General features: G+C 70.8%; 14 protein-coding genes. 11 read left to right on the top strand and 3 right to left on the bottom strand.

Translation table 11 applies throughout. The features are described 5' to 3' along the window. The first annotated feature begins 325 nt into the window (after positions 1–325). The 10 genes from ACFS27_RS17565 (at position 326) to ACFS27_RS17520 (ending at position 7,767) form a co-directional block, all read left to right on the top strand. Complete coding sequence (locus ACFS27_RS17565) at positions 326–880, top strand: CDP-alcohol phosphatidyltransferase family protein (protein ID WP_377185383.1); 555 nt, start codon at positions 326–328, stop codon at positions 878–880. Beyond that, positions 877–1,749, top strand: a complete 873-nt coding sequence (locus ACFS27_RS17560) for a DUF881 domain-containing protein (protein WP_377185381.1) — start codon at positions 877–879, stop codon at positions 1,747–1,749. The genes ACFS27_RS17565 and ACFS27_RS17560 overlap by 4 nt, the downstream gene beginning before the upstream one ends. After that, positions 1,746–2,078: a small basic family protein gene (locus tag ACFS27_RS17555; RefSeq protein ID WP_275003637.1), complete on the top strand. Its 333-nt coding sequence runs from the start codon at positions 1,746–1,748 to the stop codon at positions 2,076–2,078. Before ACFS27_RS17560 ends, ACFS27_RS17555 begins: the two co-directional genes overlap by 4 nt. A 13-nt stretch (positions 2,079–2,091) precedes the next feature. After that, on the top strand, positions 2,092–2,892 hold the full coding sequence (locus ACFS27_RS17550; RefSeq protein ID WP_377185379.1) for a DUF881 domain-containing protein: 801 nt from the start codon (positions 2,092–2,094) through the stop codon (positions 2,890–2,892). A gap of 222 nt (positions 2,893–3,114) precedes the next feature. After that, positions 3,115–3,588, top strand: a complete 474-nt coding sequence (locus tag ACFS27_RS17545; RefSeq protein WP_116675148.1) for an FHA domain-containing protein — start codon at positions 3,115–3,117, stop codon at positions 3,586–3,588. Beyond that, a complete protein-coding gene (gene ftsR, locus ACFS27_RS17540; protein ID WP_377185377.1) occupies positions 3,585–4,394 on the top strand; it encodes a transcriptional regulator FtsR in 810 nt (269 codons plus the stop codon). Before ACFS27_RS17545 ends, ftsR begins: the two co-directional genes overlap by 4 nt. Before the next feature lie 177 nt (positions 4,395–4,571). Next, positions 4,572–5,075 carry a bifunctional nuclease family protein gene (locus ACFS27_RS17535; RefSeq protein WP_377191073.1) on the top strand — a complete coding sequence of 168 codons (504 nt, stop codon included), beginning with the start codon at positions 4,572–4,574 and terminating at the stop codon, positions 5,073–5,075. 99 nt (positions 5,076–5,174) lie between these two features. Further along, complete coding sequence (locus ACFS27_RS17530) at positions 5,175–5,765, top strand: MerR family transcriptional regulator (protein WP_253868105.1); 591 nt, start codon at positions 5,175–5,177, stop codon at positions 5,763–5,765. A 101-nt stretch (positions 5,766–5,866) separates the two neighbouring features. Beyond that, on the top strand, positions 5,867–6,547 hold the full coding sequence (locus ACFS27_RS17525; RefSeq protein WP_377185374.1) for an MBL fold metallo-hydrolase: 681 nt from the start codon (positions 5,867–5,869) through the stop codon (positions 6,545–6,547). A 134-nt stretch (positions 6,548–6,681) separates the two neighbouring features. After that, positions 6,682–7,767, top strand: a complete 1,086-nt coding sequence (locus ACFS27_RS17520; RefSeq protein WP_377185372.1) for a mechanosensitive ion channel family protein — start codon at positions 6,682–6,684, stop codon at positions 7,765–7,767. A gap of 59 nt (positions 7,768–7,826) precedes the next feature. Here ACFS27_RS17520 and ACFS27_RS17515 read toward each other — a convergent pair whose 3' ends face one another. Continuing rightward, complete coding sequence (locus tag ACFS27_RS17515) at positions 7,827–9,056, bottom strand: phospholipase D-like domain-containing protein (protein WP_377191071.1); 1,230 nt, start codon at positions 9,054–9,056, stop codon at positions 7,827–7,829. A gap of 114 nt (positions 9,057–9,170) precedes the next feature. After that, positions 9,171–10,202, bottom strand: a complete 1,032-nt coding sequence (locus ACFS27_RS17510; RefSeq protein WP_377185370.1) for a tyrosine-type recombinase/integrase — start codon at positions 10,200–10,202, stop codon at positions 9,171–9,173. Between the two features lie 213 nt (positions 10,203–10,415). Here ACFS27_RS17510 and ACFS27_RS17505 point away from each other — a divergent pair, with 213 nt between their 5' ends. Next, a complete protein-coding gene (locus ACFS27_RS17505) occupies positions 10,416–11,462 on the top strand; it encodes an alcohol dehydrogenase catalytic domain-containing protein (RefSeq protein WP_377185368.1) in 1,047 nt (348 codons plus the stop codon). 93 nt (positions 11,463–11,555) lie between these two features. Here ACFS27_RS17505 and ACFS27_RS17500 read toward each other — a convergent pair whose 3' ends face one another. Then, entirely contained in the window at positions 11,556–12,134 is a 579-nt protein-coding gene (locus ACFS27_RS17500; protein ID WP_377185366.1) for a TOPRIM nucleotidyl transferase/hydrolase domain-containing protein, read from the bottom strand. Between the last annotated feature and the right edge of the window lie 126 nt (positions 12,135–12,260).

Here is a 12,260-nt window from a genome sequence, read left to right as displayed (position 1 = left end):
GGCCGAGGTGAGGGCCCTCGCGTCGCTCGCTCCCGAAACACCTTCCCCGCAGCCAAGGCTGCGGGCCTGCCTCGCACGTTGTGTGCACACACGGGAAGACGACGAACTCCATGGGGATGTGTCATCACTCTATCCGCTGGTGGGGGCTTCGGCACAGGTCTTGGGAGCGTGACGTGCAGCACGGGGGTGATGTTGTGCGTGGTGAGGGGCCTGGTTGGGCGGTTGGACGGCGCGCCAGTGTGGATACGCAACGCCTGCCCCGTAGGATGGCGGCCGAGACGAACCGGCGTGAACAAGGGCGGTGTGCGTGTCTACTGGGGCGGAGATGAGCTCCCGGGTCCTGACCGTGCCCAACGTGATCAGCCTGGTGCGGCTGGCGCTCGTGCCGGTCTTTGCCGTGCTGATCGTCCTGGGCGAGGACGGTTGGGCGTTGCTCGTGCTCGCGGTCTCGGGCGTGTCGGACTGGCTCGACGGTGTGTTGGCCCGTCGCCTGAACCAGGTCACCCGGTTGGGGCAGATTCTGGACCCGTTCGCCGACCGCCTGTTCATCTTCGTGACGCTGATCGGTCTGGCCTGGCGTGAGGTGGTCCCGCTGTGGCTCGTGGTGGCGATCGTGGCGCGCGACGTGCTGCTGGCGGTGACGGTGCCGGTGCTGGCCCGTCTCGGGTACGGCACGCTCAACGTGACCCTTGTCGGCAAGGTCGCGACGTTCGCCCTGTTGTACGCGTTCCCGCTCCTGCTGCTCGCGGAGGTCCCCGGCTGGGTCGGCGCGAGCGCCCACGTGGTGGGCTGGGCGTTCACCTGGTGGGGTGTCGGTCTGTACTGGCTGGCGGGGCTGCAGTACGTGGCGCAGGTGCGGCGGCTGGCGGCCGGGGCATGACCGTACCGGGTGCGGCGGGCCGTCGCCCGGACGAGTCGATGACGCTCTTGCGCGAGGTCACGGAGCGCCCGCTGGACCCCGGGTACGCGCAGATGGCTCAGCGGCTTGCGGAGGCGGGGGAGACGACGTCGCGGCGGGGTGGGGCGAGCATGGTGACGTGGCTGCTGGTGGCGATCCTGCTCGGCGCTGCGACGACGATCGCTGTACGTGACCTGCGAGCGCCGCAGCCGTCGGTGGCGAAGGGGCGCACGGTGCTGATGGAGCAGATCCAGGAGCGCAGTGCCGCGGTGGAGTCGTTGTCCCGGCGGTCGGTGGAGCTCCGTTCGGAGGTGGACGGGTTGCAGGGGGGTGGTTTGCTGCCGTCTGCGTTGGTGGAGGTCAACGAGCTGGACCGGTGGGTGAGTGGTGCGGTGCCGGTGCGGGGTCCTGGCATGGTGGTGGAGCTGACGGACGGTTCGGGTGGCGGGCTGGTGGATCCGGGTGATGCGCCGGCGGATTCGCGGGTGCGGGACGCGGACGTGCAGTTCGTGGTGAACGAGCTGTGGGCGGCGGGTGCCGAGGCGGTTGCGGTGAACGACGAGCGGTTGACGTCGTTGTCGGCGATCCGGAACGCGGGTGACGCGATCCTGGTGGATCTGCAGCCGTTGAACGGGCCTACGTACACGGTCGAGGCCGTGGGGGATCCGGAGGACATGCAGGTGGAGTTCGCGCGGTCGGCGGGGCTGGGTTTCTTGCAGCTGCTCAGCGCGGAGTACGGCATCGAGAACGAGGTGAGCACGAGCGAGGGGATGTACCTGCCGGGTGCGGGCTCCCCGACGCTGCGGTATGCGCACACATCAGAGGACCGATCCGAGGAGGACAACGGATGATCGCGATCGTCGGGCTCGTGGTGGGGGTGGTCGCCGGGCTGGTGCTGCAGCCGACCGTCCCGTTGATACTGCAGCCGTATCTGCCGATCGCGGTGGTGGCGGCGCTGGATGCGCTGTTCGGTGGTCTGCGGGCGATGCTGGACGGGTTGTTCGACGACAAGGTGTTCCTGGTGTCGTTCCTGTCGAACGTGGTGGTGGCCGCGTTCATCGTGTTCCTGGGGGACCAGCTCGGTGTGGGTGGGCAGCTGTCGACGGCCGTGGTGGTGGTGCTGGGTATCCGGATCTTCTCGAACGCTGCCTCTATCCGTCGGCACATCTTCAAGGCGTGAGCAAGGCGTGAACATGGACGACGAGCGTGACAGGGCTCCTGGCGAGACCGAGGAGCCAGGGCCGGACGTGCCCGCGAGCGCGGACGGGGCGCCGTCGGTGTCCGGCTGGAAGCGGGTGGTGCGGCTGCTGCGGCCGCGCGGTACGCGGTCGGAGCTGCTGACGGGTCTGCTGTGCCTGCTGCTGGGCTTTGCCCTGGCGGTGCAGGTGGGGCAGTCGACGGGGGACCAGCTCAGCAGCCTGCGCCAGGACGAGCTGGTGCGGCTGCTGGACGAGGTGACGCAGCGTGCGGACCAGCTCGACGCGGAGGTGGCCGACCTGGAGGAGATCCGGGACGAGCTGCGGTCGGAGGACGGTCGTGACCAGGCTGCGCGGGATCTGGCGCAGCAGCGTGCGGAGCAGGAGGGCATCCTCTCGGGCAGGCTGCCTGCCCATGGTCCGGGGGTGCGGATCCATGTGGCGGACGGTGAGCGTCCGTTGGAGGCGCAGGTCTTGTTCAACCTGCTGGAGGAGCTGCGTAACGCGGGGGCGGAGGCGATCCAGGTCAACGGGGTGCGGCTGGTGACGACCAGCTACTTCGTGGACTCCGGTGGCAGCGTGGTGCTGGACGGGTCGGGGATCAGCTCCCCGTACGAGTGGACGGCCATCGGCGACCCGGAGACGATCGATCGTGCGCTCGAGATTCCTGGCGGTGCGCTGCCGCGGATCCGTGAGGCGGGCGGCGAGGTGACGACGACGGTCTCGGACCAGGTCAGGGTGGATGCGTTGCGTATCCCGGGGGAACCGGAGCATGCGGAGCCTGCCGAGGAGGAGTGACCCCGGCCACGTTCTGGGCCCTGATCCGGGGTGCGGTGGCACGGCCTGCGGAAACTGGCATGCGGAACCGCCGTGACGTGGGTAGTTTTATCCGGGTTGGTTCCCAACTTTGGTTCCCGTGTCCATCGTGGTCGGGGTAGGTTGAGTGGAACCCGGACACGGTCCCAGCCGTTGACCGAACGTAGTAACCCAGCACATCATCACCGCACCCGAGGAGACCTGATGACGGACCCCAGCGCCCATCCGGTCGGGCCCGATACCACGGCCAACCTGGGTCGCATCGCGTTCCCGACCTCCGACGAGCAGGCGCCGCGTACGGCGCTGAGCCCGGAGGAAGCCGCCGCCGTCGCCGCCCTGCCGCGGCACTCCGCGCTGCTGATCGTGCAGCGCGGGCCAGGGTTCGGTGCACGCTTCCTCCTGGACACCGGTCGCTCGGTCGCAGGCCGTAGCGAGCAGGCCGACATCTTCCTCGACGATGTCACCGTGTCCCGCAAGCACGCGGAGTTCGTGCGTGAGGGCGACTCGTTCGTCGTACGCGACATCGGCTCCCTGAACGGCACCTATGTCAACCGCGGTCGTATCGACGCCGCCACGCTGGTCACCGGCGACGAGGTGCAGATCGGCAAGTTCCGCCTGACCTTCCACGCCAGCCCGCAGTCGCCGGCGCAGTGGGGCGCGGGGACGCCCGCCCCGTGACGACAGGCGCCGCGCGCGACCATCGTGGGGTCCACGGCCCCGCCGTCCCGCGCCACGACCGGGCTCAGGACACCGGGCATGGTCAGGACGAGAACGGCCACGACCAGGACGACCTCGATGCGCCGTGGCCCCGCGGGATCTCCCGCCAGGCCACGATGCGCATCAGTGACGTCCTGCGCGCCCTGGGCCAGGAGTTCCCGTCCGTATCGCACTCCAAGCTCCGTTTCCTCGAGGAGCAGGGGCTGATCGAGCCCGTGCGCACGCCGTCGGGCTACCGCCAGTACAGCCAGGCCGACGTCGAGCGCCTGCGGTTCGTCCTGACCGAGCAGCGCGACAGCTACATGCCGCTGAAGGTGATCAAGGAACGCCTCGCCGCGATGGACGCCGACCCCGACTCGGCGGAGCATCCCGCGCCGCGCCTGGCCGGCGTCGCCGCCCCCGCGCGGCGCCGCTGGACCGCGCAGTCGGTGGCCGACGCCGCCGGCGTCACCGAGGAGTTCGTGCAGGACCTGGCGCGGGCGGGCCTCCTGCCGGCGTCGGGCAGCACGTTCGGGTCCGGGGCCGTCGACGTCGCCCGCATCGCGGGCGCCCTGGCCGAGTTCGGCATCGAGCCTCGTCACCTGCGCTCGTTCCGCACCTCCGCCGACCGGCAGGTCGCGCTCGTCGACCAGGTCGTCGCACCCCTGCGCAGCCAGCAGGCCAGCGCGGCACGCGGCCGTGCAGCGAGCATGGCCAGCGACATGGGCGAACTGTTCACCCGCCTGCACGCCGCGTGGGTACGACAGGGCATCGACGAGCTCGGCTGAGCAGCATCCGCGCACCGCACGGCCCGTGACACACCCGTTCGCGCGGCGCGTCCACGCGTAAAGATCACCCACCTTTGCCGCCGGACGACCGGTCTGTGACCAGGAATTTGTCCCGAGCGCGCGACGAGTGACCGCGAGAAGCCGTACGGTGAAAGCGTGAGGCCGGACGACGTGCCGATGGTCCCCGTGGAGATCATCGGTGTTCGACAGCAGCAACGCGATCAGGAGATCGTCGTGCTGCTGCTGGACAGCGCCGCGGACCTGGCCATCCCTATCGTCATCGGCGCACGCGAGGCCAGCGCCATCGCGATGGCTCAGGCAGGTCTCGCCACACCCCGCCCCATGACCCACGACCTCCTGCGCGACGTGCTCGGCGCCGTCGGCGTCACGCTCGAACGCGTGGAGATCGTCGCCCTGGAGGGCGGGATCTACTTCGCCGAGCTCGTCCTGAGCAACGGCGTGCACCTCGACTCCCGGGCGTCCGACGCCATAGCGCTCGCCGTGCGCACCGGCAGCCCTGTCCTGTGCTCCGCGGAGATCGTGGCCCTTGCCGGCGTCGAGATCGTCGACGTCGACCAGCAGGCCGAGGTCGAGCGGTTCCGCGACTTCCTGGACCACGTCACCCCCGAGGACTTCCTCGGACCGCCGGGTGGCCCCCAGGGTGGTGGCCGAACCGGCTGAAAGCGGACCAACTCGCGACACGCCGAACCTTTCACGGCGCGCATCTTTGAAATCACCTTCGACGCGCCATAGCGTGGTCACGACACCCCAGGAGGCACAGTGAACACCAGCGGTGAGAGAGCCACACGCGCTACGGTCCCGCACGGCGCGCAGGGTCTCCTCTTCGGTGAGGACCTGACGGAGCAGGACGCCACGACCGGCTATCGCGGAACCACGGCATGCCACATCGCCGGCATCACCTACCGCCAGCTCGACTACTGGGCACGCACCGGCCTCGTCGAGCCCAGCATCAAACCGGCCACCGGCTCCGGAACCCACCGGCTGTACAGCTTCCGCGACATCCTCGTGCTCAAGGTCGTCAAGCGCCTCCTGGACACCGGTGTCTCCCTGCAGCAGATCCGCACCGCCGTCACCGCCCTGCGCGAGCGCGGCGTCGACGACCTGGCGCAGATCACCCTCATGTCCGACGGCGCGAGCGTGTACGAGTGCACCTCACCCGACGAGGTCGTCGACCTCGTCGCCGGCGGACAGGGCGTGTTCGGCATCGCCGTCGGCCGGGTGTGGCGCGAGATCGAAGGCACCCTCGCCCAGATGCCGACCGAGACGCTCGACCCGGGCGAACCCGGCGACGTCCCCGTCGTCGAGGGCGACGAGCTCGCACAACGCCGGGCCGCACGGTCCGCCGTCTGACCCACCACCGCACCGCACCGCTCAGCCGTCTGGGACGGGGGCCGCTACGCACCCCGACCAGGCGGTCTGCTGTATCCGGCGCGCGGGCGTAACCTGCCAGCATGCAGCTCACCTTCCACGGTCACGCGTGCGTCAGCCTCACCCTGCCCGACGGCGGCGGCACCCTCGTCATCGACCCCGGATCCTTCTCCGACACCAAGGGCGGGCTCAGCGGCGCCGCCGCCGTGCTGATCACGCACGACCACGCCGACCACCTGGACGCGCAGGCCGTGCTCAGGCACCTCGGCTCCTCTGCCGACACCCACGTGTGGGGCCCACGCTCCGCCATGGACGAGCTGACCTCCGGCGGCGCACCCACCGAACGCGTGCACGAGGTCACCCCCGGTGAGGTCCTGCAGATCGCGGGCACCCAGGTCACCGTCGGCGGCGGCGACCACGCCGAGATCCACCCCGACGTCCCCCGGCTCGCCACGAACGTGACCTACCAGATCGAGACGGCCGGGGGCAGGATCTACCACCCCGGCGACTCCTACACCGCACCAGAGGCGCTGCCCGACGGCGGCCTGGACGTCCTGCTCGTGCCGGTCTCCGGACCCTGGGTCAAGCTGGCCCACGCCATCGACTTCGCGCGGACCGTCCCCGCCGCCGTCGTCGTGCCGATCCACGACGCACCCCTGTCCGAGGTGGGCCACACCCTGACCGCACGGTGGCTGGACACCGCACGGCTCGGCGGGGAGTACACCTACGCGCGACTCTCGGTGGGGGAGTCGCTGACCGTCTGACGCGACCCCGACTCCCCGCCCCGGTGTCTGCCCCGGGTGCCGCGGCCCACGCCCCACGGCGCCCGGGGGTGAAATCCGCAATGTCCTGCTTGAGGAGTTTGCGGCGTGTGGCGCCGATGGGCGACGCTGTGCCCGTGGCAGAGGAAGAGATCGAACAGGCAACCAACCTCGCCGTCACGCTCGGGTGGGTGGCCCTCGCGATCACCGTCGCGTTCTTCGCCGTGATGCTGGCCTCGAAGCTGGTGCGGTTCGCCGCACGCGGCAACGAGACGGTCCGGGAGATCGCCGTGCGGCTGCGCAAGCCCGCCCACGCCACGTTCATGGTCCTCGGCATGTGGATCGCCGTCTGGTCCACCGCGAACCGCGGTGACCACTGGTTCCCCGTGCTGGAGCACGTGGTGGTCGTGTCCGTGATCCTCAGCTCGGCCTGGATGGTCACCACGATCGCACTCGTGATCGAGGACCGGGCGCTGCACCGGGTCGGTTCCAGCATGGTCGGCCGTGACGCCCGCCGGCTGCGCACCCAGATCATGGTCGTGCGCCGCCTGACCATGGGGCTCGTGTCGGTGGTGGCATGCGCCGCCGTCCTGTTCACGTTTCCGGAAGCCCGGGCCGCCAGCGCGAGCCTGCTCGCGTCCGCGGGCGTGCTGTCCGTGGTCGCGGCCCTGGCGGCGCAGTCGTCGCTGGGCAACGTGTTCGCCGGGCTGCAGATCGCGTTCAGCGACGCGGTCCGTGTGGGCGACGTCGTGGTCGTCGAGGGCGAGTGGGGCACGATCGAGGACATCACTCTCGCGTACGTGGTCGTGGCGATCTGGGACGAGCGCAAGCTGATCCTGCCGTGTACCTACTTCACCTCGACGCCGTACGAGAACTGGACGCGGAAGTCGTCGGAGGTCATGGGGACCGTCGAGATCGACGTGGACTTCCGTGCGCCGTTGGACCCGATGCGGGCGGAGCTGCGCCGCATCGTCGTCGAGTCCCCGCTGTGGGACGGGCGCGTGGTGAACCTCCAGGTCACCTCAGCGGTGTCCGGCGTGGTGCGGGCCCGGGCGACGATCAGCGCGGCGGACAGCTCCGCGTTGTGGAACCTGCGGTGCCTCGTGCGCGAAGGGCTGGTGACCTGGCTGCAGCGCGAGGCGCCGGACGCCCTGCCCAGGACGCGGTGGGAGGACGGTAGCGCCGGCGCCCTCGTGCGGGGTACGGCGGAGGCCGTGGCGTAGCCCGCCGGGCGGCCGACAGCACCAGGGAGGGTTGCTGCCCCCATGACGCGCCCATGTGGTTACAGCAGGGGGCGCAGGGGGATCAGGAGGTACTCCCCGATCTTGGCGAGGGCGCCACGTTCCTCCCACTGCGCCAGGGTGAGCTCCTGGGCGTTGGACAGGTCCATGGCGAACACGTCCTCCATGCGGCCGGCCAGGCCGGGGTCGACGATCTCGAGGTTGACCTCGTAGTTGCCCGTCAGGCTGAGCCGGTCGATGTTGGCGGTGCCGATGGTGGTCCAGCGGCGGTCGATGGTGGCGGTCTTGGCGTGCACCATGGCGCCCTGGTACAGGAAGATCCGCACGCCGCCGCGCAGCAGGGACGCGTACTGGCCGCGGGCGAGCCAGTCGGCCACGACGTGGTTGGAGCGGTGGGGGACCAGTACCCGGACGTCGACGCCGCGCGCGGCCGCTGCGAGCAGCGCCGCGTGGATGTCGTGGTCCGGGATGAAGTACGCCTGGGTGATGTAGATGTGGTTGGTGGCGCGGTCGATCGCGTCGAGGTAGAGGCCGCGGATCGGGAACACGAGCTCAGAGGGCGCGTTGCGGGCGGCCTTGAGGTGGGGGAGCCAGGCCTCGGAGCCGACGTCCGGGAGGATGGGGTGGCGCGGCTTGCGGTGCCGGTTCCAGAAGTCGACGAACGCGTTGCGCAGCTCCCACACGGACGGCCCGGCGAGGCGCACATGGGTATCGCGCCACTGCGTGGCGTACAGGGAGCCGATGTTGTACCCGCCCACGAACCCGATCTCGTCGTCGACCACGAGGATCTTGCGGTGGTCGCGCCCGGAGGTGCGGATGTTGAGGTAGGCCATCCCGGGGCGCAGCACGGGGAAGCGCAGCATGTGCACGGCGGGCGGGAAGCGGAAGAACGAGTACGGGACGACGAGGTTCGCGAAGCCGTCCACGATGACGTAGACCTCCACCCCGCGGGCGGAAGCGTCGATGAGGGCCTGCTTGAACTGCTGGCCCACGTGGTCGCTCTTCCAGATGTACGACTCGAGCATCACGGTGCTGCGAGCGCCGCGGATCGCCTCGAGCATCGCCTCGAACAGGTCGGCGCCGTAGGTGTAGACCGTGGTGGCCGTCTGGTCGATGTGCTCGGTGAGCGGCTTCTCCGTGGGGAACTTCGCGGTGAGCGGGTGCACGCGCCGTCGGACCATGTCGGTGACGGTGAGCGCGACCGCTGCCCCGACGGGTACGGCGGCCGCGATGATCGCGGCCCGGGTCGCGAGGCTGCGGGCACGCTGCATGAAACCGTTCGGGAAGTCGAGGGTGAGCTTGGGGAGGTTACCGGGGACCTTGCGAGACGCCACGGGCTCACGGTACCCGGTATCGGAGATTCGGCATCGGATTTTGACGCGGTCTCAGTCGATGGCGGCTCCCAGGGGGTGTGAGCGGATGGCGGCGGCGAGCTCGCCCTCGATGCGGTCGAGGTAGACGCCGGTGGTGGCGATCGATGCGTGGCCGAGCAGCTCTGCGACGACCTTGACGTCCCACCCGTCGGCGACGAGCAGGGTGGCGGTGGTGTGCCGCAGCGCGTGGGGGGTGGCCTCGCGCTGGTAGGGCGCCGGCATGCGGGAGACGGCACGGGACAGCAAGGCCCTGATCGCCTGCGTGTCGATCCGGCGGCCGCGCCAGGACAGCAGGAGGGCGCGTTGCGCGTCGGCGTCCTGGGGCCGCTTGGCAGCCAGGGTGGGACGCAGGCGGGTGAGATAGTCCTCGAGGGCACGGGCGAGAGGTGCTGAGAGCGTCACGGTGCGGGTGTTGCCGCCCTTGCCGCGGATCCGCCACGTGGTGCGCTCGGGCTCCCGCGCGACGTCGTCGACATCGGTGCGGACGAGCTCAGAGACCCGCGGCCCGAGGACGAGCAGGAGCGCGACGACCAGCCGGTCACGCAGGGCCAGGTCCTGGTCGGTGCGGGCAGGCGTGTCCGACGGCGCCGTGGTCAGCAGGCTGCGTGCTGCACCCGCCGACAGCGCAGTGCGGGCCGTGCGCAGGGTGCCGCGCACCTTGGCCGGCGGGGCGGCCCACTGCATCGGGTCGGCCTGTACCCAGCACTCGCGGGCGGCGTACGCGAAGAACCGGGTGACGGACTGCCGGAACCGGTTGACGGTGGCCGTGCTGCGGCCAGGGCCGGGCTTGCGGTCCGGGTCCGTGTACCGGGCGTCGGGCGCGGACTGGTAGCGCACCAGGACGCTGTCGACGTCGGGCCCCGTCACGTCGTCGAGGACCCGGTCCCGCCCCGTCAGCCGGCCGAACTCGGTGACGTCACGCGTGTAGCTGCGGGCCGTGGCGGGGGACAGGACACCACGGATCGTCTCGACCTCCACCGCCGCCAGATAACGACGGGTGGCTTCGGCGACGGTGATGCGCTCAAGGCGCGGAGGAGCGACCATGTCCGTCACCCTAGGCGGGACCACTGACACTCCCGATATGCCGGAATGCGCCGCTGACCTGCGACGCGACCCGCACCTCTCGACAGGTCGCCACACCCGCACCACACACAGGGCCGCGCGCAGGACCCCACTGCGCTCGCGGGTCGGCGACCCGGTGCCCCTGCGCCTGAGCCGCGACTGAAGATGTCACCGGGGACGTGATTCAATCCGGTGGTGCGTGCCATCCTCTTCGACGAGTTCCAGGGTCCCGCCGTCGTCCGCGAGGTGCCCGATCCGAGCGCCCCCGACGGGGGAGTGGTGGTGCGGGTGCACGCCACCGGCCTGTGCCTGAGCGACTGGCACGCCTGGGCGGGGCACGACGCCGACATCACGACCCTGCCGCACGTCCCCGGCCACGAGCTCGCCGGCACGATCGCCGAGGTCGGCACCGGTGTGACCAGATGGCAGGTGGGGGACCGGGTGACCGTGCCGTTCGTGAGCGGGTGCGGTACCTGCCAGTGGTGCCGCAGCGGTCAGGCGCAGGTCTGCCCCGAGCAGACCCAGCCGGGCTTCACGCACTGGGGCTCGTACGCAGAGCTCGTGGTGCTGCACGCGGCGGACGCCAACCTGGTCGCCATCCCGGACGGCGTCTCCTTCGAGACGGCGGCGAGCCTCGGCTGCCGCTTCGCGACCGCCTACCGGGCGGTGGCCGGACGCGCACAGGTCCGGGCAGGGGAGTGGGTGGCGGTGATCGGCGCGGGCGGCGTCGGGCTCAGCGCGATCATGGTCGCCGCGGCTCGCGGGGCACGCGTCGTCGCGGTCGACCGCTCCGCGGTGGCGCTGGAGGTGGCCCGGCGGGCAGGGGCCGAGCGGACGGTGCTCGCTGACGGCCTCGACGTCCCTGTCGTCGTGCAGCAGGTGACCGACGGCGGCGCGCACGTCGCGGTGGACGCCGTCGGGAGCGAGCAGACGTGCGCCGACGCGATCGGGAGCCTGCGCCGCCGTGGGCGTCACGTCCAGGTGGGCCTGTTCGCGCCGGTGGACGGCGGCCCACGCGTGCCCATGGGCCGGGTGATCGCCTGGGAGCTGGACGTGCTGGGCAGCCACGGCATGGCCGCCGCCGACTATCCCGAGATGCTCGACCTGGTCGCCTCCGGGACTCTGCGGCCCCAGGACCTGCTGGACCGGGTCGTCGGGCTCGCGGAGGCGGCGGAGCTCCTGCCGACCATGGACACCGGGGCACGCGCCGGGATGGTCGTGCTCGACCCGCGGCAGGCCTGACCGCCGGCCGCGTTACCGAGCACCCGTAGAGCCGCGCAGGTTGCGGCTCGGCCACGGCAGGCGTTCAAGGCGGCCCGGGACTGCCCGTACGCCTCAGACCGCCCAGCGCAGGAGCGCATCGAGCGGAGCCGGCACCCGGTCCAGCGGCAGGACCTGTGCCAGACGGCGCCCGTAGCGCTCCTTGCGGCCGCCCTTCGAGCCGATGAAGCGGTGCAGCTGCTGGGTGGTGGTGCGCTCCCGCTGCGCCGGCTGGCCCTGGAGACGTTCGAAGCTGCGCAGCTCTCCCTCGGCATCGATCAGGGCGAGGAACCCGTCGACGCCGATCGCCCGGATGAGCTCGTCCTCGAGGTCCCGGTCGCAGCAGAAGAAACCGAGGTCGGTCAGGGGAGTGGTGGAGGCGAACGGACGCAGCCCCACCCGGTCGAGGCCCTTGACGACGAAGCGTTCCTCCGCGGCGTCGTACAGGCCACCCAGACGGACGTTCTCGTCGCCGAGCGCGACGAGGTGGTGCCCGATGTTCGTGATCCCGCCCATCGCGAGGACCTGCACCCCGAGGTCGGCAAGGGGGAGGCCCAGGCGGGCGGCGAGCGTCTCCACCGCTGCCCGGTCGCTCTCGCCCTCCACGAGCACGGCGGTGCTCGTGGAAGCAGCGAGGACTCCTACGAGGTTCATGTCTCCGGATCGTATGCCGCAGGGCCGGGGACGGGCCGCAGGATTTCCGACCTGCTACCGTGTTGGCCTTACTTCATGTTGGTTAACCGTTGTGTTGCGCTATACACAGTGCTTTAGAATTGTTGG

The organism is Promicromonospora vindobonensis (assembly GCF_042685865.1).
Classification (GTDB): Bacteria; Actinomycetota; Actinomycetes; order Actinomycetales; family Cellulomonadaceae; genus Promicromonospora; species Promicromonospora vindobonensis.
This window is presented reverse-complemented; position numbering and strand designations above follow the sequence as displayed.